Source organism: Micromonospora sp. NPDC005979 (assembly GCF_040614415.1).
Classification (GTDB): domain Bacteria; phylum Actinomycetota; class Actinomycetes; order Mycobacteriales; family Micromonosporaceae; genus Micromonospora.
This window is the reverse complement of the sequence record NZ_JBEXUR010000015.1, coordinates 98,785-125,611: the sequence shown is the minus strand read 5'-3', so window position 1 is coordinate 125,611 and position 26,827 is coordinate 98,785. Positions and strand designations below refer to the sequence as shown.

Here is a 26,827-nt window from a genome sequence, read left to right as displayed (position 1 = left end):
TCGGCCCCGAGTTTCCCGGTATGACAGTCACGAATCGGTAGTAGTCGTAATTAAGTTGGTATACGCGGCGGCCGACCTCGGCGACGTGGCGGCGTCAGCCCTCGACTCGGGCGACCTCCCGCGCGGCGTCCGGACCCGCGTCCAGCAGCAGCCGGAACCCGTCCTCGTCCAGCACCGGCACCTTGAGGCTGGCGGCCTTGTCGGCCTTGGAACCCGGGTTGTCCCCCACCACGACGAAGCTCGTCTTCTTGGAGACCGACCCGCTGACCTTGCCGCCCCGGGTCTGCACGGCCTCGGCGGCCTGGTCCCGGGAGAAGCCGGCGAGGGTGCCGGTCACCACGACGGTCAGCCCCTCCAGCGGACGCGGGCCCTCGTCGACCGCCTCCTCGGCCATCCGTACGCCCGCGTCGGCCCACTTGCGGACCACCTCGCGGTGCCAGTCGACGGCGAACCACTCCCGGATGCTGGCCGCGATGGTCGGTCCGACGCCGTCGACCGAGGACAGCTCCTCCTCGCTGGCCGCGTCGATGGCCTCCATGGATCGGAAGTGCCGGGCCAGCGCCTGGGCGGCGGTGGGACCGACGTGCCGGATGGAGAGCGCCACCAGCACCCGCCACAGGTCACGTTCCCGGGCGACGGCCAGGTTGTCGAGCAGCTTGACCGCGTTGCTGCCGAGACTGCCGTCCTTGTTGACGAAGAACGGCGACCGGGACAGTTGGTCGGCGTCGAGCTGGAAGAGGTCACCCTCGTCGGCGATGATCTCCGCGTCGAGCAGCGCCCCCGCGCCCTTGTAGCCGAGCACCTCGATGTCGAACGCGCCACGGCCGGCGAGGTGGAACACCCGCTCGCGGAGTTGGGCCGGGCAGCTGCGGGTGTTGGGGCACCGGATGTCGACGTCCCCCTCCTTGGAGGGCGCGAGCGGGGTGCCGCAGGACGGACAGGTGGTCGGCATGACGAAGGGGCGGGCGTCGGCGGGCCGCAGGTCGACCACCGGACCGAGCACCTCGGGGATCACGTCGCCGGCCTTGCGCAGCACCACCGTGTCGCCGATCAGCACACCCTTGCGCTCCACCTCGCGGGCGTTGTGCAGGGTGGCGAGCGCGACCGTGGAGCCGGCCACCCGCACCGGCTCGAGCACGGCGAACGGGGTGACCCGACCGGTACGCCCCACGTTGACATCGATGTCGAGGAGCTTGGTGGTGACCTCCTCCGGCGGGTACTTGAAGGCGATCGCCCAGCGCGGGGCTCGACTGGTCGAGCCCAGGCGGCCCTGGATGGAGACCGAATCGACCTTGACCACCACACCGTCGATCTCGTGCTCGACGTCGTGCCGGTGCTCGGCGTAGTAGGCGATGTATTCCGCGACGCCGGACAGGTCGGGCACGACCCGCCACCGGTCACTGGTCGGCAGCCCCCACGCCTTCAGCGCCGCGTACGACTCGGACTGCGCGGCGGGCTGGAACCCCCGACGCGCGCCGATGCCGTGCACCACGAGACGCAGCGGCCGGGAGGCGGTGACCCGCGGATCCTTCTGCCGCAGGCTGCCGGCAGCGGCGTTGCGCGGGTTGGCGAACGGCGCGCGCCCCTGCTCGACCAGGCCCGCGTTGAGGTCGGCGAACGCGGCGACCGGGAAGTAGATCTCGCCCCGGACCTCCAGCAGCTCGGGGATCGTCGGGAACTCGGCGGACGGCGTGAGCTGGCCGGGCACGTCCCGGATGCTGCGCACGTTGGCGGTGACGTCCTCGCCGGTGCGGCCGTCGCCCCGGGTGGCGGCCCGGACCAGCCGCCCGGCCTCGTACGTCAGATTGATCGCCAGACCGTCGACCTTCAACTCGCAGAGGTAGGGCACCGGCCCGCCGGCGTCCCGTTCGACCCGCTCGGCCCAGGCCGCCAGCTCCTCGTCGGCGAAGGCGTTGTCGAGCGAGAGCATCCGCTCGGCGTGCGTGACCGGGGTGAAGTCGGTGGAGAACGTGCCGCCCACCCGCTGGGTCGGCGAATCCGGCGTACGCAGCGCGGGAAACTCCTGCTCCAACGCCTCCAGCTCGCGAAGCTGCTTGTCGAACTCGGCGTCGGTGATGATCGGCGAATCCAGCACGTAGTAGCGGTACTGATGCTCGGTCAGCTCGCCACTCAGCGTGGCGTGCCGCTCCCGCGCCTGCGGCGTCGGCTCCGCGCCGGCCGCCGCTTCCTGAGCCGGGCTGACCTGCTGACCGATCTGCTCCTCGGACACCCCGCCACCTTCGGACACGCCTGCGACCTCCCTGATCACGCTACTAAGGCACGGTATCGGTCCGGGCTGACAATCCGCCGCCCACCCGCGCCGACGGTGACGCCCCGCGCTCCCGGTCCCGGGTCCCGCTGCGCCTCGCCGCCGAACCCCGCGATCTTGATCAACTCCAGATCGCCGATGTCGGGGTGTCCCGCCGCCCGGATGCCCCCACATCGGCGATGCGGAGTGGATCAAGGCCCGCCGTACCCCCGCGGACCCGGCGGGACCGTGCGCGCAACCCGGCCGGGGGCGCCGCCAGCGGGGTGAACGCGGCCTCGCGGGGACCCCGGCAGCCCCGGCGGCGGTACCCCCGCGAAGGCAGAGACGGGCCCGTCGCCAACCTCCCGGCGATCTTGCAGTTTCGGTCGTCGATAAGGGCGGGATGCCCGAAATATCGCAGCAGAAAGTGCAAGATCCGCGCGGGTGCGGGCGGGCCGGCGCGCGGGCGGGCGGGCGCGCGGGCGGGTGGACCGGCGCGCGGGCGGGTGGACCGGCGCGCGGGCGGGGCGGGGGATGGCTGCTGACCGTGGCGGTTCCGGCCGCCCCGGACGGCGGGGACCCCTGCGGCACGAGCGGCGGTGTCGTCGACGGGCGGTGGGGGCGGTGACGTGCGAGGATCGCCGCACGAAGCGGCCGGCGTGCCGCGTGGGCACGGAGGTGGCGATGAACGAGACGCTGCTCTGGGCGGTGGCGATCCTGCTCGCGGTGGCCGCCGGTTGGGCGTGGAACAGTTGGCGGCACCGGGCGGGCACGCGCCGACCGTCCGACCGAACCGGTCCGGGTGCCACGACCCGCGCGGGTGGGCGTCGTCCCGGCCCCCCGAGGCCGCGCGGCACCGATCGACCGGGCGCGACGCCCCGCTCCCGTGACACCGATCGGGCGGCCGACGCTCCGGCGGCGGGCGATATCTGGTGGGCCGACGTCCCGTACGCCGACGGCAGCGGCTCGAAGATCCGCCCCTGCCTGGTGCTACGCGCCGACTCGCGGGGCGCCGACGTCCTGAAGATCACCAGCCAGGACAAGAGCGACCGCGACGACCACGTCCGGATTCCCACCCGGGACTGGGATCCCGGTGCCGAGCACGACAGCTACCTCAGCCTGACCGAGCCGGTCCGGATCAGCTCGGCCGACTTCGCCGACCGCGCCGGCCGCTGCGACGCCGACCTGTGGCGCAAAGTCCGCAGCCTGCGCCACCTGCCCACCAGCTGAGGCCAGCCGAGCCGAAGGCGCCCCGACCGCACGCCATGATCCACTCGACTTCCAGTAAACCGGCCTATCTACCTGTCAGTAGCACCCCGACTTCCAGTAAATCGAGTCGATCATGGGCAGCCGCGCCGGGCCAGGCCGCGCGGTCAGTCCCAGCTCTCGCCGAGGGTGGCGAGCTGCTCGGCGTACTCGATGCGCTCGGCCCATTCGGACGGCCAGCCGGCCATGCCCGCCGCCGCGCCCACGAAGGCGCCGGCCAGGGCGGCGATCGAGTCGGAGTCGCCGGCGGTCCTCGCGCCCCGGGCCAGCGCCGCGACCGGATCGTCGGCATGGCGTACGGCGCAGAACAGCGCGGTGGCGAGCGCCTCCTCGGCCACCCAACCCTGCCCGGTGGCCCGGCACGGGTCGCCGCCGTCGTCCGGCGCACGCAGGGCGGTCGTCAGCCGGCGCAGCGCGGTCAGGCACTCGTCCCAACCGTGGGCGATGAACTCCTCCGGCGTGTCGACCCCGGGGCGTCGCCAGAGGTCGCCCAGCCAGTCCTGTCGGTAGACGCGGCGTTGGGCTCGCGCCCGCTCGGTGAGGATCGCGGGCAGTTCGGGCAGCGTGACGCCACCGCGCAGGGCGACGACCGCGTACGCGGTGAGTTCGCTGGCGGCCAGACCGGTCGCGTGGCCGTGGGTCAGCCCGGCCTGCAACTGGGCCAGACCGGCCATCGTGTCGAGGTCGACGTCCAACAGCCCCACGGGCGTGACGCGCATGTTCGCGCCGCAGCCCTTCGAACCGGCGACCGTCGCCAGCTGCCAGCGCAGCCCGCGATCCAGGTCGGCGCAGGCGCGTAGGCAGGTCATCCCGGGGGCGCGGTTGTTGTCCGGGCTGACCGACCAGGCCACGAAGCGGCGTCGCAGCAGCGGCTCCACCGCGTCCGGTGTGAAGGTCCGGGCCTCGTGCAGCGCCCAGCCCACCGCCAGCGCCATCTGCGTGTCGTCCGTGACCAACGCCGGGTCGCCGGTCAGCTCACGTGGGCCGGCCGGACCGTAGCGGCGTTCGATGTCGGCGACGGTCAGGAACTCGGTGGGTTTGCCCAGCGCGTCGCCGTAGGCGAGACCGAAGAGCGAACCGGAGGCGCGCAGCACGGCGGTGGAGGTCACGGCGGCCATCATGCCCGGCCGCCGTGACCGCCGTCGGACGCGGTCAGTCCCAGCAGAGGCAGAACGGGTGGCCGACCGGATCCGCGTAGACCCGGAAACCCTCGCCTTCGCCGGGCAGCCGCCGCGCACCGAGCGCGAGCGCCGCCTTCTCCGCGCTCTCGATGTCGTCCACGGTCACGTCCAGGTGGAACTGCTGCGGGCGCTCCGGGTCCGGCCAGGCCGGCGTACGCAGGCCGAGCGCCCGTTGGAAGGCCAGTCGCGGCTGGTGGCCGGGTGAACCACCGAGCACCACCCAGTCGTCGTCCTCGGAGGCGGCCTCGGCGAAGGGGATGCCGAGCAGCTCGGAGTAGAACGCGGCCAGCGCCTGCGGATCGGGGCAGTCGATCACTACTGAACGTAGCTGTCCAATCATGACGGCCATCCTGCCCAGCGGGTACGACAGGAAAACCTCACTCCTCGGCGAACCGGCGGCCGGCGTCCCGGCAGGCCGCGAGCACCGCCCGGGCGTACTGCGGGGTGGCGCCGGCCAGGCCACACGCCGGGGTTACGACCACCTGCTGGGCGAGCTGCCGGCGGGGGAAGCCGAGGCGGTCCCAGATGTGGCGTACCCGATCGGCGATCTGCCCGGAGGTCGGCGCGCCACCGGCCGACGGCGGACGGGTCGGCGCGGCGCCGGCCAACAGCCCGAGGCCGGCGTCGATCGCTTCGCCCAGCGGATCCAGGTCGGTGACGAAATCGAGGTCGAGGGCGACCGCGACGGCCCCGGTGGAGCGGATCAGCTCCAACGGCACGTCCGGGGCGCAGCAGTGCACCACTGTGGGTACGGCCACCGCGTCGACGACCGTGCGCAGCAGGGCCGCCGCGTCGGCCGACTCCACCGCCCGATACGCGCCGAGCCCGCTCTCGGTCGGCACCTGCCCGGCCAGCACGGTCGGCAGCGACGGCTCGTCCAGTTGCAGCAGCACCGACGCCTGGGGCAGCCGTCGCGCGACCGCCGCCACATGCTCGCGCAGCCCTTCGGCGAGCGAGCCGGTGAGGTCGCGTACGGCACCGGGGTCGCGCAGCAGCCGGCCACCGATCGGCAGCTCCAGCGCGGCGGCCAGCGTGAACGGGCCGCCTGCCTGCACCTTGATCGGGCCGGCGTACCCCTCGGCCTGCTCGGCGAGCTGGTCCAGGTCACGCTCCATCAGGTCCCGGGCCCGGCGCAGGTCACGGCCGGCGCGGGGGGCGACCCGCCAACGCCCGGTGTACAGCTCGACGGGCAGTTCGACCAGCAGCCCGGCGCTGCGCCCGATGAGGTCGGCTCCGGGGCCTCGGGCCGGCAGCTCGGGCAGGTGCGGCAGGTCGGGAAGCTCGCCGAGAACCACCCGCTGGGCCTCGGCGATGTCGGTGCCGGGCAGCGAACCGATACCGGTCGCCGAGCCGGCCGGCCAGGGCCACGCCTGATCTGTCACGGCCGAAGGCTATCCCGGCGCCCCTGCCGGCCGTGCGACGACCGCCCGACCTGCACGCCGCGCCAACGACCAGCAGACGTGCACGCCGATCGGCTGGGCGCCGTGCCGATCCCGACGTCGGTCGCTGGCCAGCAGCCGCCCGTTCAGCCGGCGATCGTGGCCGAGCCGAGGACGATGTCGCCGTCCGGGTTCGGTCGGTAGGCCACCAGGGCCTGGCCGGCGGCGACGCCGCGGACCGGCCGGCGCAGCTCGGCGTGCAGCGCGTCGCCGTCGAGGTCGACGGTCGCCGGCACCACGTCGCCGTGCGCGCGGAGCTGCACCTCGCACTCGACCGGCGCGTCCGGGCGGGGGCCGCCGGTCCAGACCGGACGGACGGCGCGGACCTGGGACACCTCCAGCGCCTCGGCCGGACCGACCGTCACGGTGTTGGTCTTGGGCGTGATGGAGAGCACGTAACGCGGCCGCCCGTCCGGGGCGGGCCGGTCCAGGTGCAGGCCGCGGCGCTGGCCCACCGTGTACGCGTACGCCCCGGTGTGGCTACCGACGACCGCCCCGGTGCTCGCGTCGACGACGTCGCCGGGCGCCTCGCCGAGCCGACCGGCGAGGAAGCCGCGGGTATCGCCGTCGGCGATGAAGCAGATGTCGTGGGAGTCCGGCTTGTCGGCCACCGCCAGGCCGCGCTCGGCGGCCTCCACGCGGACCTGCGCCTTGGTCGAGTCGCCGAGCGGGAACATCGAGCGGTCCAGCTGCTCGCGGGTGAGGACCGCCAGCACGTACGACTGGTCCTTGGCGATGTCGACGCTGCGGCGCAGCAGCCCGTCCGGGCCGAGGCGGGCGTGGTGACCGGTGACCACCGCGTCGAAGCCCAGCGCGATCGCCCGGTCCAGCACCGCCGCGAACTTGATCTTCTCGTTGCAGCGCAGACACGGATTGGGCGTACGACCCGCGGCGTACTCGGCGACGAAGTCGTCCACCACGTCCTCGTGGAACCGGTCCGCCATGTCCCAGACGTAGAACGGAATGCCGATCACGTCGGCGGCCCGGCGGGCGTCCCGGGAGTCCTCCAGCGTGCAGCAACCGCGCGCCCCGGTCCGGTACGTCTGCGGGTTACGGGCCAACGCCAGGTGCACGCCGGTCACGTCGTGACCGGCCGCCACCGCCCGCGCCGCCGCCACGGCCGAGTCAACCCCGCCCGACATCGCCGCCAGAACTCTCACCAGCGAACCCCCTTCCCCAGCCCAACCCTAACGACCGCCCCGCCAAACCCCCACCCCGCCTTATCGGGTCGATCATGGAGTTGTGGTGGTTGACAAAGGCCTCTGAACCCCACACTCCGGGCACCACAACTTCATGATCGACCGCACCGGGGGCGCGGGGCCGAGGGGGCGCGGGGCCGGGGGGCGTTTCGCGGCGGGTTTAGCGGGGGGTTCGGGGGGCGGCGGCGCGGCGGGCTCGCTCCACCGCCGCCGGGAGGGCTGCCACCAGGGCGTCGATCTCCGCCTGGGTGCTGGTGTGGCCGAGGGTGAAGCGCAGCGAGGAACGGGCGCGGTCGTCGTCGGCGCCCATCGCCAGCAGCACGTGCGAGGGCTGGGCGACGCCGGCCGAGCAGGCCGAGCCCGTCGAGCACGCGATGCCCTGGGCGTCGAGCAGGAGCAGCAGGGCGTCGCCCTCGCAACCCGGGAAGGAGAAGTGCGCGTTGCCGGGGAGCCGGTCGGTCGGGTCGCCGTTGTAGATCACCTCGGGCACCGCCCGGCGGACCCGCTCGATCAGGTCGTCGCGCAGGGCGGCCACCCGGGCCGCGTACTCCTGCTGGCCCTTGACCGCCCTCTCGACGGCGACCGCGAAGGCGACGATGCCGGCGGTGTCCAGCGTGCCGGAACGGACGTCGCGCTCCTGACCGCCGCCGTGCAGCAGCGGTACGGCGGCCACGTCCCGGCCGAGCAGCAGGGCGCCCACCCCGATCGGACCGCCCAGCTTGTGACCGGTGACGGTCAGCGCGGAGGCCCCGCTGGCGGCGAAGTCGACCGGCACCTGGCCGACGGCCTGAACGGCGTCGGTGTGGAACGGCACACCGTGCTCGGCGGCGACGGCGGCCAGCTCGGCCACCGGCTGCACGGTACCGACCTCGTTGTTGGCCCACATCGCGGTGACCAGGGCCACCCGGTCGGCATGCGCGCTGAGCTCGGCGCGCAGGTCATCCGGGTCGAGCCGGCCGGTGGAGTCCACCGGCAACGAGCCGACCTCGGCGTTCTCGTGTTCGGCCAGCCAGTCGACCGAGTCGAGCACGGCGTGGTGTTCGACGGCGCTGGAGACCACCCGCCGACGGTCGGCGACGGCGTCCCGGCGGGCCCAGAAGATGCCCTTGACCGCCAGGTTGTCGCTCTCCGTGCCACCGCCCGTGAAGATCACTTCGGATGGCCGGGCGCCCAGCACCGCGGCCACCCGTTCGCGCGACTCCTCGACCCGGCGACGGGCACGACGACCGGCCGCGTGCAGTGAGGACGCGTTGCCGACCTCGCGGGCGGTGGCGACGTACGCCTCCAGTGCCTCGTCGAGCATGGGGGTGGTAGCCGCGTGATCCAGGTAAGCCATCACCCTTCAGCGTACGGCCGGCCGGCCGGAGACCTGAGGGCGGAGTGGACTCCGCGCGACGTGCCGGGGTGTGAGTGCCACCCCGGCACGCAGGCGGACGCGGCCCGCTCAGGCGGGCACCGCCGTGACGACGATGTTGTCGCGGTACCTACGGGCCTTGGCGTCGAACGGCCCACCGCAGGTGATCAGGGTCAGCCGCGGCTTGCCGTCCCGGGCGAAGTAGCGGTCCAACGGGATCTTGGTCTTGGCGTACTCCTCCCGGGCGACGACCCGGTACCGCCGCGGCTTGCCGTCACTGCCGGTCGCGGTCAGGGTGTCGCCCTGGTCCAGCTCGCGCAGCCGGTAGAACGCGCCCTTGCCCTGCCTGGCGCTGTCCACGTGCCCGGCGATGACCACCGATCCCGCGTCGGCCTCCAGGCCAGGGCCGTAGCGGTACCAGCCGATCTCGTCGACGCTCGGCGGCACCTCGAACTCGTTGGTGCGCTCGTTGATGCCGACCGCGTTGACCGTGGCGGTGACGCCGATCTCCGGGATGACCAGCCGGACCGGCGGGACGGCCTCGGCGTCGGCGGGCAGGTCGCCGACGGTCACCGGCACCGACGGGAGGGCCACGGTCGGGGTGGGGCTGGCCAGCGCGGTCGCCTCTTCGGTACCGACGTTTCCGGCCGGCTGTGAGTTGCACGCCACCAGGGTGGCGACGGTGAGCGCGGCAGCGCCGGCGGCCAGGGCCGCCAGCGCGCCGCGGTTGCGCACCGTCACTTGCGGCCGGTCCGCGCGGTCGCCATCCGCGCCCCACCACCGACCAGCAGGAGTACGCCGGCGCCGGCGAGCGCGTACCACCAGGCGCCCACGCCGGTACCCGCCTGACCACCGTCACCGCTCGGCACGCCGCCCGGTGCCGAGTGCAGGCCGGTGATCGTCTGGGCCACCACGTCGAGGTTCTTGCCCTCGGCGGAGCCGATGGCGTAGACGATCGTCGCGGTGCCCTCCTTGAGGTTCAGGTCCGCCGGGCCGATGGCCACGGTGTCGGTGCCCGCCAGCACCACGTCCGCCTTCACCGCGCCGGCGTCGACGTCGCCCTTGGCCTCGTTCGGGTTGGTCAGGCCCTTGAAGACCGGGGTGCCGCCGGCCCGTACGTCGACCGCCGGGGCGGCCGCCGTGTGCCGGACGATCAGGCGGGCCTTGCCGGCGTCGACCTTGGAGACGTCGTTCACGAACGGCGTGATCGTCGGCTTGCCGGCGGCGTCGAGGTGTGCGGCGATGCTGATGTTCGCCCCGCCCGGGACCTTGGCGTCGTCGGCCTTGAGGATCGCGCTGCCGACCGGCTCGCCGGGCTTGGTGAGGGCGATGTCGTACTCCCCCTCGGCCAGGTTCAACGGACCGGCGACGTCACCGGGCTTGAAGTTGTCCAGCGTCTTCTTGCCGTTGACGTAGACGTCGACCGGGGTGTCCGGGATGCCGTGGACGACGGAGACCTTCGACGTGGCGGCGTACGCGGGGGTGGCGGTGAACGCGCCGACACCGGCGAAGGCGAGCGCGGCGACCGCGCCGCCCGCGGCGACCCGACGGAAGTACGAGAGCTGCATGTCTGCCTCCTGGTGATTGGTGCTGATTCGTCAGGCCTGGCTTGCAGAACGGGTTACGCCGGCTTCGCGACGGGCGGATGCGCTCTCGACGCGTTTCTTTTTCTCGGTTCCGAGCGCATCCAGATCACCGTCGGCGGCCGAAGAGCAGGTGAGATGACTTTGACCGGGAGAGTGGGGCGAGGGCTGTGGCAGCTACAGTCGGGCATGCCCCATCGAAGGCGGGCCACCCCGTGACGGCGCTGCCACCGCAACCGGACCCACCGGCGGACGACCTCGCGGCCCGGTTCCGGGCCGGCGACGAGGCGGCGCTGCGTGCGGCGTACGAGCGCTACGGCCGCGCCGTCCTGCACCTGGCGACCAGCATGCTGGCCAACCGGGCCGATGCCGAGGACGTGACCCAGGCGACGTTCGTGGGCGCGTGGCTGGGCCGGGAGACCTTCGACCCGGCCAAGGGCTCGCTGGTCGGCTGGCTGCTCGGCATCGGCCGACGCAAGGTGATCGACCGCCTGCGCGCCTCGGCGCGGGAAACCCGGGTGGTGGAGACGGTCCGGCAACTGCCCGAGCCCGCGCAGACCGGGCCGGACCCGGACCGGGTGGTGGATCGGCTGGTGATCGCCGACGAGCTGGCACGCCTCCCGGACGACCAGCGGCGCATGCTGGAGTTGGCCTTCTACGACGACCTGACACACCAGCAGATCGCCGCGGTGACCGGGGTGCCGCTGGGCACCGTGAAGAGTCACATCCGGCGCGGCATGGCGAGCTTGAAACGCAGATGGGAGGTGGATGGTGCAGCACCTGGAGCACGAGCGGCTGGTCTTTCTGGCGCTCGGTGAGAGCGAGGCGGACGACGGGGAGCGCACCCACCTCGACACCTGCGCGCAGTGCCGGACGGAGCTGACGACCCTGCGGCAGGTGGCCGGGCTCGGCGCCGAGACGCAGGGCCTCGGCGACCTGCCCGACCCGCCGGCGCACATCTGGCAGGGCATCGAGGCGGAGATCCGAGCGGCCGAGGGCGACGTGGTCCAGGCCCGCACGGTGGGGGCCGTGGCGGCGCTGACCCGGGCCGGCCGGCCGCAGGTGCCCGCGCAGGCCCACGGGACGACGGCCGAGGACGCCGACGACAGCGCCGCCTCCTCGACGCTCACCCGGCTGGACGCGACGCGCCGGCCCCGCCGATCTCGCGGCTGGTCCCGGTGGGCGGCCACGGCGGTGACCGCCGTCGCGGCGGCGGCGATCGGGGTCGTGGGCACGGTGTCGGTGCTCGAGCCGACCGAGCCGACGCCTGCGAAGACGCCGACGGTGCTGGCCAGCGCGCCACTGGCGGCCTTCGGCTCGACGCCGAAGTCGGCCCAGGGCGACGCGCGCGTCCTGCAGGGCGGTCAACTACATCTGCATGTGGCGAATCTCCCGCGCGTGCCGGGGTACTACGAGGTCTGGCTCATCAACCCGACGACCATGGAGATGTTCTCGATCGGCACCCTCGGTGGCGACGCGGACGCTCTACTGCCCCTGCCCCCGAACGTCGATCTCAAGAGCTATTCGGTGGTCGACGTATCCGCCGAGCAGTACGACAACAACACCCGCCACTCCGGCAACAGCCTGTTGAGGGGCACCCTGACGGGCTGATCGGCGGGCCGGCTCAGCTCCCCGGCCCGCCGATCAGCTCCCCGCAGAAGAAAGTGGCCGCCCGTCGCGACGGGCGGCCACTTTCTGCGTCACACGCTCACTTGCGCTTGCGGATCTCCTCGGCGGCCTGCGGGACGATCTTGAACAGGTCGCCCACCACGCCGAAGTCGGCCAGCTCGAAGATCGGCGCCTCGCCGTCCTTGTTGACGGCGACGATCGTCTTCGAGGTCTGCATGCCGGCCCGGTGCTGGATGGCGCCGGAGATGCCCAGCGCCACGTAGAGCTGCGGGGAGACGGTCTTGCCGGTCTGACCCACCTGGAACTGGTGCGGGTAGAAGCCGGAGTCGACGGCCGCGCGGGACGCGCCGACGGCGCCACCGAGCAGGTCGGCCAGCTCCTCGACCAGCTTGAAGTTGTCGGCGTTGCCGACGCCACGACCGCCGGAGACGACGATGCCGGCCTCGGTCAGCTCGGGCCGGGAGCCCTTCTGCTCGGCGACCCGCTCGACGACCTTCGCCAACTTGTCCGCCTCACCCACCGCCACGGCGAGCTGCTCGATCGCGGGGCTGGCGGCGGCCGGGCTCGGGGTGACCGAGTTCGGCCGCACGGTGACCAGCGGCAGGCCCTTGGTGACCTTGGACTTGACGATGGTGGAGCCGGCGAAGGCGACCTGGGTGGCGGTGCCGTCGGCGTCCAGGCCGACCACGTCGGTCAGGATGCCGTTGTCGAGCTTGACGGCGAGCCGGGCGGCGATCTCCTTGCCCTCCTGCGCCGACGCCAGCAGCACGGCGGCCGGCTCAACCCGCTGGACCAGCTCGGCCAGCACGCTCGCCTTGGGGGCGACCAGGTAGCCGTCGATGTCGTCACCCTCGGCGGCGTAGATCTTCTGGGCGCCGTACTCGCCCAGCTTGGCGCTCAGCGCCTCGGCGGCCCCGGGTCCACCGAGCACCACGGCGCTCGGGGTGCCCAGCTCACGGGCGAGGGTGAGCATCTCGAGGGTGACCTTCTTGACGCCGAATTCCTTGGTGGCTTCGACGACGACGAGAACCTCAGACATGTCTCAAAGCCCCTCTCACACGAACTTCTCGGTGGCGAGGAACTCGACCAGCTTGACGCCGCCCTCGCCCTCGTCGGTGATCTTGGCGCCGCCGGAACGCGCCGGGCGCTTGGTGTGCTCGACGACGGCGCTGGTCGCGCCGTCGAAGCCCACCTCGGTCGGCGCGACGCCCAGGTCGGCCAGGGAGTACGTCTGCACCGGCTTCTTCTTCGCGGCCATGATGCCCTTGAAGGAGGGGTAGCGCGGCTCGTTGATGGTGTCCCAGACGGAGACCACGGCCGGGGTGGCGGCCGTGACGACCTCGTACCCCTCCTCGGTCTGCCGCTCGACGGTCAGCGTCGCGCCGTCGACGGTGAGCTTGCGCGCGCCGGTGAGCGCCGCGACGCCGAGCCGCTCGGCGATCATGTGCGGCATGACCTGCACCCGGCCGTCGGTGGACTCCGCCCCGCAGATCACCAGGTCGGCGTTGAGCTGCCCGAGGGCGGCGGCGAGCACCTTTGACGTCGCCACCGCGCAGGAACCGTGCAGGGCGTCATCCACCACGTGCACGGCCTTGTCGGGACCCATGGAGAGCGCCTTGCGGATCGACTCGGTCGCCCGGTCCGGACCCATGGTCAGGATGGTGACCTCGCCGCCATGCGCCTCCTTGATCTTCAGCGCCTCCTCGATGGCGTACTCGTCCATCTCGTTGATCACGTTGTTCGCCGAACCGCGGTCGACGGTGTTGTCGTCACTGCGCAGGTTGCGGTCCGCGCCCGAATCAGGCACCTGCTTGACGAGTACGACGATATTCATCGCGCTTCGACGACCCTCCTGTGTGGTGTTGCGATTGGCTCGCCCGGTCTGGGCCGCAGCCTCGCGTGTCGGTCGACGCCCGGTCAACCGCGGGCTGCTGTGCAGTTGCCCACGCGGCAATGTTACCTGCCAGTAGGTTACCGCTGCCGGGCACACAGAGTGACACAGGTCACCGGCGTGGCGCAGGTCAGACGGACTCGGCCAGCGCGCCCCGGATCCGGTCGATGACCGCGGCCTCGGCCCGGGCCACCCCGTCGTGCGCGTGAGCCACCCGGTCCGCCGCGTTCAACACCACCGACCGGTACGCCTCGACGTCGTCCGGCGACTTCTCCCGCAGGATCCGCACCGCCCGACCGAGCGCCGGCAGCACCACCGACTCGATCTCCAACTGGGAGTCCCGGGGCAGGCGGGGCAGCGGGCCGGTGGTCAGCGCCTCCTTGACCACGCCACTGGCGTCGGCCAGCGCGCCCGAGGCGGCCACGCTTTCGCGGATCACGCCCAGCATCCCCGGGTCGGCGTTCGAGACTAGGAAGACCGCGCCGAACGCGCCCGTCTTGAGGGTCAGGCGCTCCTCGTCCGTCAACCGCTGCTCCATGATCACGGAGTGTAGACGTACGGCGTGGTGGTGGTGACGGCTACGAGACCGAGTCGCTGGAGGATCGGCCGGCTGTCCTCGGAACAGTCGACCTGCACGAGCGTCCGACCCCGCTGCTCGGCCAGCCGCGCCCGGTAGTTGACCAACGCCCGGTAGATGCCCTTACGCCGCCACTGCGGCAGGGTCGAGCCGCCCCAGAGGGTGGCGAAGCCGGTGTTCGCCAGGTACCGCACCCAGCCGGCGCTCACCACCACCCCGTCCGCCTCGGCCACCACCACGGTGATCGAGTTCGGGTCGGCGTCGATCTCCTTGGCCAGACCCGTCACCAGGTGCGAACGGTCCGCCTGCCAGACCTCCTCCTCCATGGCGGCGATCCGCTCCAGGTCCTCCCGGGTGGTCACCTCACGCAGGCGTACCCCCTCGGGAACCACCGGCAGCGCGGCGGCGAGCGGCGCGACCGGCCCGACCACGACGGTCTCCCGGTCTTCCGGCACGAACCCGGCGGCGCGGAGGCGGTCCGCCAGGTCGGCGGGCTCGTCGTGCTCGTTGAGCTTCCACTCGACCGACATGCCGCGCTCGCGGAAGAACCGCACCTGCCGGGCGATCAGCTCGTCCAGCGCGTCGCCGGTCAAGCCGCCCAGATCGCGGTACGTGAGGAAACCGCCCGCGTCCAGCCCGATGATGCGGACGAGCGGTCCGTCCCGCTCCACGGTCACCCCGGCCGGGACCGGGTCGGGGATCTCCGGGCGGATCTGGTTGTCGTAGGCGGCGCGCAGCGTGTTCACATCAAGATCGGTCACCTGACCAGGCTAAGCGGCGAGGGAAGCGGATAATCTCCCAGCGTGTGGGAAGCGATCAGGCGGTGGTTCGACCCGGCGGAGGCGCGCGCCGTCGGTGAGCGACCGGACTACCGGTTCTCCCTCGCCAACGAGCGGACCTTCCTCGCCTGGCTGCGCACCGGTCTCGCGCTGGTCGGCGGCGGGCTGGCCGCCGCGCAGTTCCTGCCGCCGCTGCCGATGAGCCACCTGCGGGAGGTCATCGCGGTCGCGCTGCTGCTGCTCGGCGGCGCCGTCGCCATCCGCGCCGTCGACCACTGGGCGCGTACCGAACGGGCCATCCGGCTCGGTCAGGAGCTGCCCGCCTCCCGCTTCCCCGCCATCCTCGCCCTCGCCGTGGGCGCGGGGGCGATCCTGCTGGTGCTCGCGGTCCTGGCCCGGGCGATCGGGGAACGGTGAGCGCCGTACGCGACCCGGGGTTGCAACCGGAGCGGACCCGGCTGGCCTGGCGGCGCACCCTGCTGACGCTGACCGTGGTGACCGCGCTGGCGGTCCGGCTGGCGTCGGACGGCGGCCTGTTCGGCGCGCTCGTCGTCGGCGCGTCCGTGCTCGTCTGGGGCGGCCTGCTCGTGCTCTGCTGGCCGCGCGCCACCGGCGTCGGCGCGGCCCGTACCGGCGGCCGGACGCTGCCGCTGGTCGCGCTCGGCACGGTCGGGCTCGCGCTGCTCGGCGTGCTGCTGACGGTTCGCGGACTACGCTGACGCGACGCCGTGCGCCATGATGGGTGCATGGCCCGGCTGTACGTTCTCCTCTTCCTGGCGCAGATCGTCCTCGCCGTCTGCGCGCTGATCAGTTGCCTGTCCGCCGAGGAGGGTCAGATCCGTGCCCTGCCCCGGATCGCCTGGGTGCTGATCATCCTGTTCTTCCCCTTGGTCGGGTCGATCGCCTGGTTCGTCGCCGGGCGCGAGCCCGGCACCGCGAACCGCACGGTGTGGCCGGGTGGCCCGAGCGCCGCCGAGCGGCAGCCGCGCCGTCCACTCGCCCCCGACGACGACCCGGAGTTCCTCCGCTCGGTGCAGGACCGCGCCAAGCAGCAGGACCAGGAACTCTTCCGCCGCTGGGAGGAGGACCTGCGACGGCGTGAGGACGACCTGCGCCGGCGCGACGGTGAGCCGCCCCGCGAGGGCGACCGGCCGGAGGTGTGACAGCGCCGCCGTCGCCCCGCACGGGACGGCGGCGGCTGCCGGCTCGGACTCAGGCCAGGTTCGACGAGCGGGGGTACGCGTCGGTCGGGTCGGTGAGCACGTTGACCAGGTACGGCACGCCGGAGTCGAAGGCCCGTTGCAGCGCCGGCTGAAGGTCAGCGGCCTTCGCGACCGTCTCCCCCGCACCACCGAGCGCGCTGACCACCGTGTCGTAGCGCAGCTCCGGCTGGAGGTCGGCGGCCACGTCATAGCCGTACATGGCCCGCATCGGGTGCTTCTCCAACCCCCAGATGCCGTTGTTGCCGACGACGATCACGACGGGCAGCTTCTGGCGGACCAGCGACTCGACGTCCATCAGCGAGAAGCCGGCCGCGCCGTCACCCATCAGCACGCAGATCTGCCGGTCCGGGTGGCTGACCCGGGCCCCCATCGCGTAGCCCATGCCGGTGCCGAGGCAGCCGTACGGGCCCGGGTCCAACCAGGTGCCGGGCTGCGACGGCTCCAGGTAACGGCCGGCGTACGAGACAAAGTCACCGCCGTCACCGATGGTGATGGCGTCCGGGGCGAGCGCCCGGCGCAGCTCGCCGTAGATCCGGGCCGGCCGGATCGGGTCGGTCTCGGCGGCCATCTCGGCGGCGTCCCGGGCCTTCGCCGCGTCCTCGGCGACCCGCAGATCGGCGATCCAGTCGGCGTGGTCGGCCCGGTCGCCGGCGTGGTCGGCCAGCGCCGAGAGGATCAGGCGCAGGTCGCCGGCCGGGGCGACGGCCGGCTGCACGTGCGTGGCGCGCTGGCTGGGAGCGTCGACGATGTGCACGACCTTGGCGTCACCGAAGTCGCCGAAGCTGAGCCGGAAGTCCAGCGGCGTGCCGACCACCACGACGACGTCGGCGCCGGAGAGCGCGGCGCGGCGGGCCTTGGCGAAGGCGAGTGGGTGCTCCGGCGGCAGCGAGCCACGGCCCATCCCGTTGGTGAACACCGGCACCTGCAACGCCTCGGCAGCCTCGCGCAGCGCGGCCACGGCGTTACCGGCGTACACGTCCGAACCGGCGATGATGACCGGCCGCTGCGCGCCGGCGATCAGGGTGGCGGCGCGGCTCACCTCGTCCGGGTCCGGCTCGACCGCGTCGACGCCGGCCGGCGTGGGCAGGTCCGCGTCGGCGACCGAGAAGACCGTCTCCAGCGGGAAGTCGAGGAAGACCGGACCACGGTGCGGGGTGAGCGCGGCGGTGAGGGCGGCCCCGACCGCGCGCGGGATGTCGTCGGTGCTGAACACCGTCTCGGCGTGCTTGGTGACCGGGGCGACCAGCGGCAGATGGTCCATCTCCTGGAGGCTGCCGGAGCCCCACCGGAAGGCGGGCGCGCGACCACCGAGCACCAGCACCGGGGAGGCGTTGAAGAACGCGCTGGTCAGGCCGGAGATGCCGTTGGTGACACCGGGGCCGGCGGTGAGCACGGCGAGGCCGGGTCGGCGCTGGAGCTTCGCCACCGCCTCGGCCGCGAAGACCGCCGACTGCTCGTGCCGGACGTCGTAGATCGGGAAGTCGGCCTTGTGCGCGGCGTCGTAGAGCGGAAAGACGTGGCCACCGGAGAGGGTGAACATCTCCCGCACCCCGTGCGCCCGCAACGCCGCGAGCGCCAGTTCCCCGCCGTGACCTTCGATCCGCTCCGTCATCGCCGCTCCTTTGGTCGCAGATGGCCGACGTCACACGTTACTGGCCGGTAGGCAGAATGTGAACCGTTCTCGGTTCGCCCTCGGCCCGACCGATCAGCGGCCGGTGAAGTCCGGCTTGCGCTTCTCGACGAACGCGGTCATCCCCTCGCGCCGGTCGTCGGTCGCGAACAGCGCCGCGAAGAGCTGACTCTCCCAGGCCAGGCCCGAGTTGAGGTCCATGTCCAGGCCGCCGTCGACCGCCAGCTTCGCGGCGCGCAGGGCCTGCACAGGACCCCTGAGGTACGGCGTGACGAGCGCGACGGCCGCGTCGTACACCTCGGCGGCCGGTACGACCCGGTCGGCGAGACCGATCCGCAACGCCTCCTGGGCGTCGACCATCCGCCCGGACATGATCAAATCCTTCGCCCGCGCCGGACCCACGAGACGCGCCAGCCGCTGCGTGCCGCCCGCACCGGGAATGACGCCCAGCTTGATCTCCGGCTGGCCGAGCTTGGCGTCCTCGGCGACCACCCGCCAGTCACACGCCAACGCCAGCTCGCAGCCGCCGCCGAGGGCGTACCCGGTGATCGCCGCCACCACCGGCTTCGGGATGCGGGCGATCGCGCCGAGCGCGCTGGACAGGGCCGCAGCCCGGTCGGCCATGTCCACGTAGGACATCTCGGCCATCTGCTTGATGTCCGCCCCGGCGGCGAAGACCTTCTCCCCGCCGTACACGATGACGGCGCGGACCTCGGGATCGGCGGTGGCCGCCGTAGCGGCGGCGCGCAACTCCTCCTGCACCTGCGTGTTGAGCGCGTTCATCGGCGGCCGCTCCAGCCGGATGGTGCCGATGCCGTCAGTGGTCTCCAGCCGAACGAACTCGCCCACGCTGCCCTCACTTCCTCGTCGAAGTCGCGTGCCAACCTTACGACCCGGGTCGTTGGGGTAAGTAGTGTGGTGTCAGCCCCGCGGGCGGGAGTCCAGCCATGATCACTTTCTACGACGACAGGTCGGTACGGGTCACCTCCAACGCCGTCCAGGTCGACGGGCGCAGCTACCCCCTGGCCGAGATCACCATGGTCTGGCACCGCCGTGGCAGCCGCTCCTGGCGGGTGCTCGCCGGGCGGGGCGCGATCGGCGCCGCCCTGGCCGGCCCGCTGGTCGCTGCGGTGATCGGCATCGGCGTGGCCGTCTGGCTGCACCGCTCACCCACCGTCACGATCGCGATCGTGGGCGCCTCGGTGCTGGTCGGGCTGGCCGTCGGTCCGGTCGCCGACTTCCTCTTCGAGCACCTGGACCGTTCGTACGCCAGGGGCAGCCGCCAACTGGAGATCTGGGCCCGCTGGCGGGGCCAGCCGGTGCGCCTGCTGCACACCCGCGACGCGCTGCGCTTCGGCCAGATCTACCGGGCGGTCCAGCGGGCCATGGAGGCCAGCCAGCCCGCCCACCCCGCCACCCGCCGCTAACCCACCCCACCCCACCCCGCCCCCGCCCCCGCCCTCTGCCCCCTGCCCCGTCGATCTTGCACTTTCTGTTGCCACTAGGGGCGGCTATGCCCCTTATGCCGCAGCAGAAAGCGCAAGATCGACGGGGCAGGGTGCGCGGGACAGGACGCGCGGGGTTGCCTGGCGGTGGTTAGGCTTAGTGATGACCCTCTATTACCGGGACGACGCGGTGCAGGTGACATCCGAGTCGATCCGGGCGGGCGGTCAGGTGATCGCCCTGCCCGACGTGACGTTCGTCTGGCACCAACGGGGGCCGAAGACGCTCGCCGTACGCGGCCGGGTGCTGGGTCGCGGTGTGCTGGTCCTGCTGCTGTCGCTGCCGCCCCTCGTCGCGCTGGTCTGCGTGGTGTCGCTGGCGTGGTCGGCGCAGGACCGGGGCAACTGGCAGTTGGCGCTGATCATCCTCGCCGCCTGCGCGGTGGGGGCGTTGGCGTTGGCGCCCTTCCTGGAGATCCCCCTCGGCTGGCTGGACCGCTCCTACGAGCGCGGCAGCCACGTGCACGAACTGTGGGTGCAGCACCACGGTCAGGAGCACATGCTCCTGCGTACGCCGGACGCGCTACGGTTCGGGCAGATCTACCGGGCCGTGCAGCGCGCCGTCGAACAGCAGGGGGACCATCGATGACCACCCGACACGGCGAGGCCGTCGGCTTGGCCGGGCTGCTCGCCGCGGCCGGCGTCACCCACCTGCTGCGTCCCGGCTACTACGACCCGATCGTGCCTCGTACGCTGCCCGGTCCGGCCCGCTTCTGGACGTACGCCAGTGGCGTCGCCGAACTGGCGGTGGCGGCGGCGGTGGCGCACCCGGCCACCCGGCGGACCGGTGGGCGGGCCGCAGCCGCGCTGTTCGTCGCCGTCCTGCCGGCCAACGTCAAGATGGCGGTCGACTGGCGACACCGGCGGCCGGCGAAGCGGGCGATCGCCTACGGCCGGGTGCCGATGCAGGTGCCACTGATCTGGTGGGCGCTGCGCGTCGCCCGCGCCACCCGCTAGAGCCCAGCTCCAGGTCAGGTCAACGGCAGGGTGGTGGCGATCGGCCAGCCCAGCAGTGCTGCGCCGACGACGGCCGGTAGCCAACGCGGGGGCGCATACCGACGCAGGACGGCGGCCCACAGCACGTGCCAGCCGAGCAGTACGGCGAACAGCGGCACCACCAGCAGCACGAACCCGGGCGCCAGGCCCACCACCGCCGCCGTGCTCAGCACGACCACGGTGACCGCGACGACCAGCGCGCGACGCCACGTCCGGCCGGCCGCGACCAGCTCCACGCCCAGCAGGAACAGCAGGCACGCACCCAGCACCAGCGGAAGCAGCCACCAGCGGGCGCCGGCCGGCCGCGCCGAGGTCAGCCCGAGGTGGATCGGAAGCGCCACGGCGAGAGTCGCGTACGCCGTCAGCGCCACCGCCGCGACGGTGGTCCGGGTCGGTGTTCGCCTGGCGACCTCCGCGTCGACGGGCATCCGTGTGCCGGCCGGCAACCAGCGTTGGCCGCCGATCGTCAGGATGCCGGTGACCAGCAGGAAGCCGGTGACGTAACCGCCCACCGCGAGCGGAAGGCGGCTGGTCGGCAGGACGACCGCGACAGCCGCGGCGAGACCGCTGGCGACGACGGCGAGCCCGAGCAGGGCCCAACCGCGCAGCGCCGGCCCCACCGGCACCCGTTCGGCCCCCGGAGGCGCGACCGCGTACCGCCCGCCCGAAGCGTGCGCCGGAGCACCGCGTCCGCCGAGCGCGGGCGCCACGGCAGGCCGCCGACCCAGGAGCAGCGCCGCCAGCGGCACCAGGCCGACGGCGAACGCGACCAGCAGCAGCGCCGCGCCGGTGAGGCGGGCGAACGGGCGGGGCTGGCCGTGCCCGTCCACGCTGGGCAGCCAGCGCGCGATCTCCTCGTGGGTACGCGGGGCGAAGAGCACCGAGATGTGCTCCACCCCCGGCACCACCACGGCGGGCCGGCGACCCACCGTCGCGCCCCGCCGGGCGGCGTCGTCGGCTGCCCGCCGGAACCCCGGGAACTCCGCGCCGCCCACGATCAGCAGCAGGTCGCTCGGCCGACCGGGGGGCAGCTCGCCGGCCTCGGGCAGCGAGATCGCCACGGTCCGGGCGATCTCCGGATGCCCGGCCGCGTAGCGGGTCACCGCGCCGGCGCCCATCGAGTGGCCGACCAGCATGATCTGGGTCGGGTCCACGTCCGGTTGGGTACGCAGGTGTCCGACGGCGATGTCCAGGTCGGCGGCGAGCGTCGGGGGCGACATGCCGGTGCCGAGCCGGGCCGGGTTGGCACCGTGCCCGGCGAAGTCGAACACCAGCGCGACCGCTCCGCGACGGGCGACGGTGTCGGCGATCGGACGCATCAGCCGTGCCGAGCCGGCGAAGCCGTGTGCGATCACCACGCCGGGTCGCCGGACGTCCGGGTTCGGCGGGCCGGCGCGTACCTCGGTCATCGGCACCCCGTCGACGGTGATCTGCCGCACGGTGAGGCCGGCGTCGGCGCGTACCAGCACCGCCGTGCCGAGCGCGGCGGTGACCGCCGCGAGCACGGCGAGCAGGACGGCGATCCGGGTGCTCGGTGGGTGGCGCGGCGGTACGGCCGACATGCCGGCACCCTACCGCCGAGCATCCCGTCCCGGACCGGGCCGACAGCCGCGAACGAGCGGTTGTGGCAGGACCGACGCACACTTGGTCCCATGGCGCTTCCCCTCCCCACACCAACCGCCGTGGTCGGCCTGACCCGCTCCGCCCTCGACCAGGCGCTCGGCTCGGCCGCCTCGTTCGCCGCCGTGCCCGCCCGCGCGTTCGCGGTTCTGGACGGGGTGGAAGCGCTGCTGGCCAGGATCAACGGCGTGGTCGATCGGATCGAGACGACCCTGGACCGGACCGATGGGGTACTCACCGACGCCGAGACGGCGGTCCGTGAGGTGGCGGTGATCAGCGCCGCCGCGACCACCGCCGTCGACACGGCCACCGAGGTGGCCGCGGCCGCCGCCGTGGTGGTGAACGAGGCCGACAAGGTCGCCCGCGTCGCGGGCACGGTGGTCACCGAGGCCGACGCGGTGGCCGGCAACGCCGCGGTCACCGTGGACACGGCCGCGCGGGCCGCGGCCACGGCGGCCGAACTGCTGGCGGCGTACGAGCCGGCGCTGCGCCGGGCCGCGCCGATGGCCGACAGGTTCGTGGCGGAGCTGAGCCACGAGGAGATCACGGCGGCGATCCACCTGATCGACGAGTTGCCCAAGCTCAAGGAGCACCTGACCGCCGACATCCTGCCGATCCTCGCGACCCTCGACCGGGTCGGGCCCGACCTGCACGACCTGCTCGACGTCACCCGTGACCTCAAGCTCGCCGTGGCCGGCATCCCCGGCCTCGGCATGCTGCGTCGGCGGGGCGAGAAACTGAGCGACGAACCGGTCGACTGACCGGCGCGGAACGGGCGGTCAGCCCGGCGCGTACAACGCGTCGATCTCGGCCCGCTGCGGCAGCGCCACCGAGGCGCCGAGCTTGCGTACGCAGGCCGCGCCGGCCGCCGCCGCCCAGCGTACGGCGTCGACGACGTCCCGCCCCTCGCCCCAGCCGACCGCCAGCGCGGCGGTGAACGCGTCGCCGGCCGCCGTGGAGTCGACCACGTCCACCCGGATGGCGGGCACGTGCACCTCGGCGCCCTCCCGGTCGACGTACCAGGCCCCCGCGTCACCGAGGGTGAGTACCGCCCGGGGCACCAGGTCGAGCAGCGCCCTCGGGTCGTCCCGGCCCCGGCCGGTGAACGCCTGCGCCTCACCCTCGTTGACGACGAGCAGGTCCACGGCTTCGAGCAGCTCCGGAGGAAGGTCCCGGGCCGGTGCGGCGTTGAGGACGACCCGGGTGCCGGCGGCGCGGGCGGCCAGCGCCGCGGCGGTCACCGTGGGCACCGGGATCTCCAACTGGGCGACCAGGACGTCCGCCTCGCGCACCGTGGCCAACTCCTCGTCGGTGAGGCCGACCAGCGCGTCGTTCGCGCCGGGGGTGACGACGATGGCGTTCTCCCCCCGGCCGTTCACCATCACGAGCGCCACGCCGGAGGTGCCGTACACCACCCGCAGGTGACCGGTGTCCACGCCGGCCGCCGTGATGCGGGCACGGAGCGTCACGCCGAACGCGTCGGAGCCGATCGCGCCCAGGAAGGTGCAGGAGGCGCCGGCCCGGACGGCGGCGATGGCCTGGTTGGCGCCCTTGCCGCCGGGCACCATCACGAAGTCGGTGCCGAGCATGGTCTGGCCCGGCCGGGGCAGCGAGGGGGCCATCGCGACCAGGTCCATGTTGGCGCTGCCCACCACCACCACCCGCGTCGGCGACATGGTCACCCGCTCAGGCGGCGCGCGCGGTGTAGCGGTCGCCGGAGCGCTCGACCACCAACGGCAGACCGAAGGTCTTGGAGAGGTTGTCGCCGGTCAACGTCTCGGCCAGCAGGCCCTGGGCGACGACCGCGCCCTCGCGCAGCAGCAGCGCGTGGGTGAACCCGGGCGGGATCTCCTCCACGTGGTGGGTGACGAGCACCATGGCGGGGGCGTCCGGGTCGTACGCCAGCTCGGCCAGCCGGCCGACCAGGTCCTCGCGGCCACCGAGGTCGAGCCCGGCGGTGGGCTCGTCGAGCAGTAGCAGCTCCGGGTCGGTCATCAGCGCCCGGGCGATCTGGACGCGCTTGCGTTCGCCGTCGGAGAGGGTGCCGTAGCGGCGCTCGGCGAGGTTGCCGACGCCGAGCTGGCTGAGCAGCGCCCTGGCCCGCGCCACGTCGCCGTGCTCGTAGCTCTCCCGCCAGCGTCCGACCACCGACCACGCTGCGGTGACCACCACGTCGCTGACCTGCTCGTCGGCGGGCACCCGCGCGGCGAGCGCGGCCGTGGTGAGCCCGATGCGGGTCTGCAGCTCGTTGATGTCGGTGCGCCCGATCCGCTCACCGAGGACGTACGCGACGCCGGTGGTGGGGTGCAGCCGGCCGGCGGCCAGGTTGAGCAGGGTGGTCTTGCCCGCGCCGTTGGGGCCGAGCACCACCCAGCGCTCGTCCAGCTCGACGCGCCAGGTCAGGTCCTGCAACAGGGCGTTGTCGGAGCGGCGTACGCCCACGCTGTCGAGGCTGACCACCAGATCCGGGTCCACGGGTGCGGCGGCAGGCGCGGCGCCGGCAGCGCCGGGGATCAGGTCACCAGTCACCCGACCATCCAACCACGCAGGAGTGGCGTGCCCCCCACGGGCGGCGCTCTGGCCATAGGGTGAGGCACCGTGTCGTTGATCACCACACCCCAGGGACGGCCCATGCCCGGTCGAGGTTTGGCGCCGCGCGGATGAGCGCGGTCATCGAGATCGAGGGTCTGCGCAAGACCTTCCGCAGTCTGCGCAGCGGCAGGAGGGTGGCGGTCGACGGGTTCGACCTGCTGGTCGAGGCGGGACAGATCCACGGTTTCCTGGGGCCCAACGGCTCAGGTAAGACCACCACGTTGCGCGCCCTGCTCGGGCTGGTCCGCGCCGACAGCGGGCGGATGACGGTGTTCGGCGAGCCGTCGCCGGAGCTGCTGCCCCGGGTGGCGGGCCAGGTCGGCGCCATCGTGGAGAGTCCGCAGTTCTTCGGCAACTTCACCGGCCGTCGTACGCTGCGACTGCTGGCCCGCGCCGGCGGGGTGTCGATCTCGCGGGTGGACGAGGCGCTGGAGCTGGTGGGCCTGCGCGACCGGGGCGACGAGCGGGTGAAGGGCTACTCGCTGGGCATGAAGCAGCGCCTCGCGGTGGCGTCCGCGCTGCTGAAGGATCCGCGTCTGCTCATTCTCGACGAGCCGGCGAACGGCCTCGATCCGGCGGGCATTCGCGAGATGCGCGACCTGATGCGGTCACTCGCCGCGGCGGGGGTGACCGTGCTGGTGTCGAGCCACATCCTGGGCGAGATCCAACTGATCTGCGACCACGTCACGATCATTTCGCGGGGGCGTCGGGTGGCGACCGGCCGGGTGGACGAGGTGCTGGCTGGTCACGACCGGCACGAGTTCCTGGTCCGGGTGGCCGAGCCCGAGCGTGCCGCCGACGTGCTGCGCGCGGCGGAGCTGACGGCCGCCGTCGAGGGCGAGACGCTGGTGGTGAGCGGGGCGACCGACCCGACGGTCATCAGCCGCGCCCTCGGTGAACAGGATCTGTGGGTCGCCGAGCTGACGCCGCTGCGACCCGACCTGGAGAGCGTCTTCCTGGAGCTGACCGGGGCCGGGGAGCACCCCTCGGTGCCCCGTCAGGTCGACGAGGCGGCACGACCGGTGGACGCCGACGGCGCGCCGGTGATCGATCTCGACGTTCGGGGAGTGGACGCGTGAACCTGGTCCGGGCCGAGTTGGAGCGGCTCTCCGCACGCCGCTTCGTGCAGCTCATGATCGTCCTGCTGGTGCTGGCGTTCGGCATCACGGCCGCGACCACGCTGGCCGGGTCGCATCAGCCGAGCGCCCAGGAACTCTCCTCGGCGCGGCAGCAGGCCATCGAGGCGCGGCGGAGCATGGAGGTCAGCTACCAGCAGTGCCTGGCCCGGCGGGACGGGATCTCGACCCCCGACACCCAGGACTACCTGCCCGCCGACTGTTCCGACATGGACCCGGCCCAGCAGGACCGGTTGCCGATCGCGTCCGACTACCTGTCGGGGGTGTTCAACTTCGCCGAGCAGGCCAAACCGCTGCTGTTCTTCCTCATCGCGTTCCTGGTGCTGTTCGGTTTCCTGGTCGGCGCCTCGTACATCGGGGCGGACCTGAACTCCGGTGGGGTGGTGAACCTGCTGCTGTGGCGGCCACGCCGGCTGACGGTGCTGGGCACGAAGCTGGGCACCCTGCTGGCCGCCATGTTGGCGCTGGCGGTGGTCGCCTCGGTGGCCTACCTGGCCACCTTCTGGGTGATCGGGCAGACCGCCGGGCTCGCCGGTCGGCTCGACGGTGACTTCTGGAGCTCGCTGGGCGCCATCCACGGCCGGGGCCTGGTGCTGGTGCTGCTGGCCACCGCGTCTGGTTTCGCCATCGCGACGCTGGGCCGGCACACGTCGGCGGCGCTCGGGGTGGTCGCCGCGTACGCGGTGGTGTGGGAGCTCGGCGCCCGGCTGGTGCTGGCGATCGTCGACGCCCGGCGGCCGGAACAGTTGATGCTCTCCACGTACGTCGGGGCGTGGCTCAGTGGCGAGGTGCGGATCTGGGATTCGCAGCTCTGTCGGCGCAACTTCAGCGGCACGTCCTGCGAGGGCTTCTACACCCTCACCTGGAGGCCGTCGCTGGCGGTGCTGCTCGCGGTCGCCGGTGGGTTGACCGTGCTTGCCTTCGCCGCCTTCCGCCGCCGTGATCTGAACTGAGGGGGCAGCGGCCGCCCGGCGGCAAGAGC

Annotated in this window: 29 protein-coding genes; 12 read left to right on the top strand and 17 right to left on the bottom strand. The window is 73.0% G+C overall.

The features are described from left to right. Window positions 1-94: 94 nt before the first annotated feature. Window positions 95-2,230 carry an NAD-dependent DNA ligase LigA gene (ligA, locus tag ABZ272_RS23950; protein ID WP_355052145.1) on the bottom strand — a complete coding sequence of 712 codons (2,136 nt, stop codon included), beginning with the start codon at window positions 2,228-2,230 and terminating at the stop codon, window positions 95-97. Between the two features lie 702 nt (window positions 2,231-2,932). On the opposite strand from ligA, the gene ABZ272_RS23945 reads away from it, so the two are divergent. Continuing rightward, window positions 2,933-3,478, top strand: coding sequence for a type II toxin-antitoxin system PemK/MazF family toxin (locus ABZ272_RS23945; protein ID WP_355052144.1), 546 nt, complete (start codon window positions 2,933-2,935; stop codon window positions 3,476-3,478). Between the two features lie 143 nt (window positions 3,479-3,621). On the opposite strand, the gene ABZ272_RS23940 is transcribed toward ABZ272_RS23945, so the two are convergent. The 7 genes from ABZ272_RS23940 to ABZ272_RS23910 all read right to left on the bottom strand — a co-directional run bounded on the left by ABZ272_RS23940 (window position 3,622) and on the right by ABZ272_RS23910 (window position 10,255). Then, window positions 3,622-4,635: an ADP-ribosylglycohydrolase family protein gene (locus ABZ272_RS23940; RefSeq protein ID WP_355052143.1), complete on the bottom strand. Its 1,014-nt coding sequence runs from the start codon at window positions 4,633-4,635 to the stop codon at window positions 3,622-3,624. 31 nt (window positions 4,636-4,666) lie between these two features. Continuing rightward, window positions 4,667-5,035, bottom strand: coding sequence for a VOC family protein (locus ABZ272_RS23935; RefSeq protein ID WP_355052142.1), 369 nt, complete (start codon window positions 5,033-5,035; stop codon window positions 4,667-4,669). Between the two features lie 37 nt (window positions 5,036-5,072). After that, entirely contained in the window at window positions 5,073-6,077 is a 1,005-nt protein-coding gene (locus ABZ272_RS23930; RefSeq protein ID WP_355052141.1) for a methionine synthase, read from the bottom strand. 143 nt (window positions 6,078-6,220) lie between these two features. Then, window positions 6,221-7,294 carry a tRNA 2-thiouridine(34) synthase MnmA gene (gene mnmA, locus ABZ272_RS23925; RefSeq protein WP_355052140.1) on the bottom strand — a complete coding sequence of 358 codons (1,074 nt, stop codon included), beginning with the start codon at window positions 7,292-7,294 and terminating at the stop codon, window positions 6,221-6,223. A gap of 199 nt (window positions 7,295-7,493) precedes the next feature. Continuing rightward, a complete protein-coding gene (locus tag ABZ272_RS23920; RefSeq protein WP_355052139.1) occupies window positions 7,494-8,669 on the bottom strand; it encodes a cysteine desulfurase family protein in 1,176 nt (391 codons plus the stop codon). Window positions 8,670-8,777: 108 nt separating this feature from the next. After that, a complete protein-coding gene (locus tag ABZ272_RS23915) occupies window positions 8,778-9,428 on the bottom strand; it encodes a class F sortase (RefSeq protein WP_355052138.1) in 651 nt (216 codons plus the stop codon). Next, window positions 9,425-10,255 (bottom strand): DUF4397 domain-containing protein, encoded by an 831-nt coding sequence (locus ABZ272_RS23910; RefSeq protein ID WP_355052137.1) that lies wholly within the window; start codon window positions 10,253-10,255, stop codon window positions 9,425-9,427. The genes ABZ272_RS23915 and ABZ272_RS23910 overlap by 4 nt, the downstream gene beginning before the upstream one ends. A 230-nt stretch (window positions 10,256-10,485) precedes the next feature. Between ABZ272_RS23910 and ABZ272_RS23905 the strand changes: the two genes are divergently transcribed. Beyond that, on the top strand, window positions 10,486-11,088 hold the full coding sequence (locus tag ABZ272_RS23905; protein ID WP_355052136.1) for a sigma-70 family RNA polymerase sigma factor: 603 nt from the start codon (window positions 10,486-10,488) through the stop codon (window positions 11,086-11,088). Beyond that, complete coding sequence (locus ABZ272_RS23900; RefSeq protein WP_355052183.1) at window positions 11,042-11,881, top strand: anti-sigma factor; 840 nt, start codon at window positions 11,042-11,044, stop codon at window positions 11,879-11,881. The genes ABZ272_RS23905 and ABZ272_RS23900 overlap by 47 nt, the downstream gene beginning before the upstream one ends. A gap of 97 nt (window positions 11,882-11,978) precedes the next feature. On the opposite strand, the gene ABZ272_RS23895 is transcribed toward ABZ272_RS23900, so the two are convergent. The 4 genes from ABZ272_RS23895 to ABZ272_RS23880 form a co-directional block, all read right to left on the bottom strand. Beyond that, on the bottom strand, window positions 11,979-12,938 hold the full coding sequence (locus tag ABZ272_RS23895) for an electron transfer flavoprotein subunit alpha/FixB family protein (protein ID WP_355052135.1): 960 nt from the start codon (window positions 12,936-12,938) through the stop codon (window positions 11,979-11,981). Between the two features lie 15 nt (window positions 12,939-12,953). Then, window positions 12,954-13,733: an electron transfer flavoprotein subunit beta/FixA family protein gene (locus ABZ272_RS23890; protein ID WP_355052134.1), complete on the bottom strand. Its 780-nt coding sequence runs from the start codon at window positions 13,731-13,733 to the stop codon at window positions 12,954-12,956. A gap of 187 nt (window positions 13,734-13,920) precedes the next feature. After that, window positions 13,921-14,334, bottom strand: a complete 414-nt coding sequence (locus ABZ272_RS23885) for a hypothetical protein (protein WP_355052133.1) — start codon at window positions 14,332-14,334, stop codon at window positions 13,921-13,923. Further along, the gene (locus tag ABZ272_RS23880) at window positions 14,331-15,128 is read right to left on the bottom strand and encodes a GNAT family N-acetyltransferase (protein ID WP_355052132.1); all 798 of its coding nucleotides are present in this window, start codon (window positions 15,126-15,128) and stop codon (window positions 14,331-14,333) included. Before ABZ272_RS23880 ends, ABZ272_RS23885 begins: the two co-directional genes overlap by 4 nt. 42 nt (window positions 15,129-15,170) lie before the next feature. On the opposite strand from ABZ272_RS23880, the gene ABZ272_RS23875 reads away from it, so the two are divergent. From ABZ272_RS23875 to ABZ272_RS23865, 3 genes are read left to right on the top strand one after another with little or no spacing between them, the layout of a single operon-like run. Further along, window positions 15,171-15,563: a DUF202 domain-containing protein gene (locus tag ABZ272_RS23875; protein ID WP_355052131.1), complete on the top strand. Its 393-nt coding sequence runs from the start codon at window positions 15,171-15,173 to the stop codon at window positions 15,561-15,563. After that, on the top strand, window positions 15,560-15,865 hold the full coding sequence (locus ABZ272_RS23870) for a DUF202 domain-containing protein (RefSeq protein WP_355052130.1): 306 nt from the start codon (window positions 15,560-15,562) through the stop codon (window positions 15,863-15,865). Before ABZ272_RS23875 ends, ABZ272_RS23870 begins: the two co-directional genes overlap by 4 nt. A 27-nt stretch (window positions 15,866-15,892) precedes the next feature. Next, on the top strand, window positions 15,893-16,309 hold the full coding sequence (locus ABZ272_RS23865; RefSeq protein WP_355052129.1) for a PLD nuclease N-terminal domain-containing protein: 417 nt from the start codon (window positions 15,893-15,895) through the stop codon (window positions 16,307-16,309). A 49-nt stretch (window positions 16,310-16,358) separates the two neighbouring features. Here the strand turns inward: ABZ272_RS23865 and ABZ272_RS23860 are convergent, their stop codons facing one another. Both ABZ272_RS23860 and ABZ272_RS23855 read right to left on the bottom strand, forming a co-directional pair. Then, complete coding sequence (locus tag ABZ272_RS23860; RefSeq protein ID WP_355052128.1) at window positions 16,359-17,981, bottom strand: acetolactate synthase; 1,623 nt, start codon at window positions 17,979-17,981, stop codon at window positions 16,359-16,361. A gap of 93 nt (window positions 17,982-18,074) precedes the next feature. Then, a complete protein-coding gene (locus ABZ272_RS23855; RefSeq protein ID WP_355052127.1) occupies window positions 18,075-18,848 on the bottom strand; it encodes an enoyl-CoA hydratase-related protein in 774 nt (257 codons plus the stop codon). 98 nt (window positions 18,849-18,946) lie between these two features. Here ABZ272_RS23855 and ABZ272_RS23850 point away from each other — a divergent pair, with 98 nt between their 5' ends. From ABZ272_RS23850 to ABZ272_RS23840, 3 genes are all read left to right on the top strand, one after another. Continuing rightward, window positions 18,947-19,426 carry a DUF6232 family protein gene (locus ABZ272_RS23850; RefSeq protein WP_355052126.1) on the top strand — a complete coding sequence of 160 codons (480 nt, stop codon included), beginning with the start codon at window positions 18,947-18,949 and terminating at the stop codon, window positions 19,424-19,426. 181 nt (window positions 19,427-19,607) lie between these two features. After that, window positions 19,608-20,090, top strand: coding sequence for a DUF6232 family protein (locus ABZ272_RS23845; protein ID WP_355052125.1), 483 nt, complete (start codon window positions 19,608-19,610; stop codon window positions 20,088-20,090). Continuing rightward, window positions 20,087-20,458 (top strand): hypothetical protein, encoded by a 372-nt coding sequence (locus ABZ272_RS23840; protein WP_355052124.1) that lies wholly within the window; start codon window positions 20,087-20,089, stop codon window positions 20,456-20,458. Before ABZ272_RS23845 ends, ABZ272_RS23840 begins: the two co-directional genes overlap by 4 nt. Window positions 20,459-20,472: 14 nt before the next feature. On the opposite strand, the gene ABZ272_RS23835 is transcribed toward ABZ272_RS23840, so the two are convergent. Then, window positions 20,473-22,059 (bottom strand): alpha/beta hydrolase, encoded by a 1,587-nt coding sequence (locus tag ABZ272_RS23835; protein WP_355052123.1) that lies wholly within the window; start codon window positions 22,057-22,059, stop codon window positions 20,473-20,475. Between the two features lie 90 nt (window positions 22,060-22,149). Here ABZ272_RS23835 and ABZ272_RS23830 point away from each other — a divergent pair, with 90 nt between their 5' ends. Then, a complete protein-coding gene (locus tag ABZ272_RS23830; RefSeq protein WP_355052122.1) occupies window positions 22,150-22,878 on the top strand; it encodes a hypothetical protein in 729 nt (242 codons plus the stop codon). An 18-nt stretch (window positions 22,879-22,896) separates the two neighbouring features. Here the strand turns inward: ABZ272_RS23830 and ABZ272_RS23825 are convergent, their stop codons facing one another. Then, window positions 22,897-23,793 carry a ribokinase gene (locus ABZ272_RS23825; protein ID WP_355052182.1) on the bottom strand — a complete coding sequence of 299 codons (897 nt, stop codon included), beginning with the start codon at window positions 23,791-23,793 and terminating at the stop codon, window positions 22,897-22,899. A gap of 10 nt (window positions 23,794-23,803) precedes the next feature. Next, entirely contained in the window at window positions 23,804-24,646 is an 843-nt protein-coding gene (locus tag ABZ272_RS23820; protein ID WP_355052121.1) for an ABC transporter ATP-binding protein, read from the bottom strand. A gap of 131 nt (window positions 24,647-24,777) precedes the next feature. Between ABZ272_RS23820 and ABZ272_RS23815 the strand changes: the two genes are divergently transcribed. Both ABZ272_RS23815 and ABZ272_RS23810 read left to right on the top strand, forming a co-directional pair. Beyond that, window positions 24,778-25,788, top strand: coding sequence for an ATP-binding cassette domain-containing protein (locus ABZ272_RS23815; RefSeq protein ID WP_355052120.1), 1,011 nt, complete (start codon window positions 24,778-24,780; stop codon window positions 25,786-25,788). After that, on the top strand, window positions 25,785-26,798 hold the full coding sequence (locus tag ABZ272_RS23810; protein WP_355052119.1) for an ABC transporter permease subunit: 1,014 nt from the start codon (window positions 25,785-25,787) through the stop codon (window positions 26,796-26,798). Before ABZ272_RS23815 ends, ABZ272_RS23810 begins: the two co-directional genes overlap by 4 nt. Window positions 26,799-26,827: the final 29 nt, after the last annotated feature.

What these genes read in the sequence shown, in the direction of transcription:
- ABZ272_RS23940 (WP_355052143.1), bottom strand. Translation starts at nt 4,635, where the DNA reads ATGATGGCCGCCGTGACCTCCACCGCCGTGCTGCGCGCCTCCGGTTCG.
- ABZ272_RS23910 (WP_355052137.1), bottom strand. Translation starts at nt 10,255, where the DNA reads ATGCAGCTCTCGTACTTCCGTCGGGTCGCCGCGGGCGGCGCGGTCGCC.
- ABZ272_RS23835 (WP_355052123.1), bottom strand. Translation starts at nt 22,059, where the DNA reads ATGTCGGCCGTACCGCCGCGCCACCCACCGAGCACCCGGATCGCCGTC.
- ABZ272_RS23850 (WP_355052126.1), top strand. Translation starts at nt 18,947, where the DNA reads ATGATCACTTTCTACGACGACAGGTCGGTACGGGTCACCTCCAACGCC.
- ABZ272_RS23895 (WP_355052135.1), bottom strand. Translation starts at nt 12,938, where the DNA reads ATGTCTGAGGTTCTCGTCGTCGTCGAAGCCACCAAGGAATTCGGCGTC.
- ABZ272_RS23860 (WP_355052128.1), bottom strand. Translation starts at nt 17,981, where the DNA reads ATGACGGAGCGGATCGAAGGTCACGGCGGGGAACTGGCGCTCGCGGCG.
- ABZ272_RS23840 (WP_355052124.1), top strand. Translation starts at nt 20,087, where the DNA reads ATGACCACCCGACACGGCGAGGCCGTCGGCTTGGCCGGGCTGCTCGCC.
- ABZ272_RS23890 (WP_355052134.1), bottom strand. Translation starts at nt 13,733, where the DNA reads ATGAATATCGTCGTACTCGTCAAGCAGGTGCCTGATTCGGGCGCGGAC.
- ABZ272_RS23825 (WP_355052182.1), bottom strand. Translation starts at nt 23,793, where the DNA reads ATGTCGCCGACGCGGGTGGTGGTGGTGGGCAGCGCCAACATGGACCTG.
- ABZ272_RS23865 (WP_355052129.1), top strand. Translation starts at nt 15,893, where the DNA reads ATGGCCCGGCTGTACGTTCTCCTCTTCCTGGCGCAGATCGTCCTCGCC.
- ABZ272_RS23815 (WP_355052120.1), top strand. Translation starts at nt 24,778, where the DNA reads ATGAGCGCGGTCATCGAGATCGAGGGTCTGCGCAAGACCTTCCGCAGT.
- ABZ272_RS23830 (WP_355052122.1), top strand. Translation starts at nt 22,150, where the DNA reads ATGGCGCTTCCCCTCCCCACACCAACCGCCGTGGTCGGCCTGACCCGC.
- ABZ272_RS23845 (WP_355052125.1), top strand. Translation starts at nt 19,608, where the DNA reads ATGACCCTCTATTACCGGGACGACGCGGTGCAGGTGACATCCGAGTCG.
- ABZ272_RS23920 (WP_355052139.1), bottom strand. Translation starts at nt 8,669, where the DNA reads ATGGCTTACCTGGATCACGCGGCTACCACCCCCATGCTCGACGAGGCA.
- ABZ272_RS23935 (WP_355052142.1), bottom strand. Translation starts at nt 5,035, where the DNA reads ATGATTGGACAGCTACGTTCAGTAGTGATCGACTGCCCCGATCCGCAG.
- ABZ272_RS23945 (WP_355052144.1), top strand. Translation starts at nt 2,933, where the DNA reads ATGAACGAGACGCTGCTCTGGGCGGTGGCGATCCTGCTCGCGGTGGCC.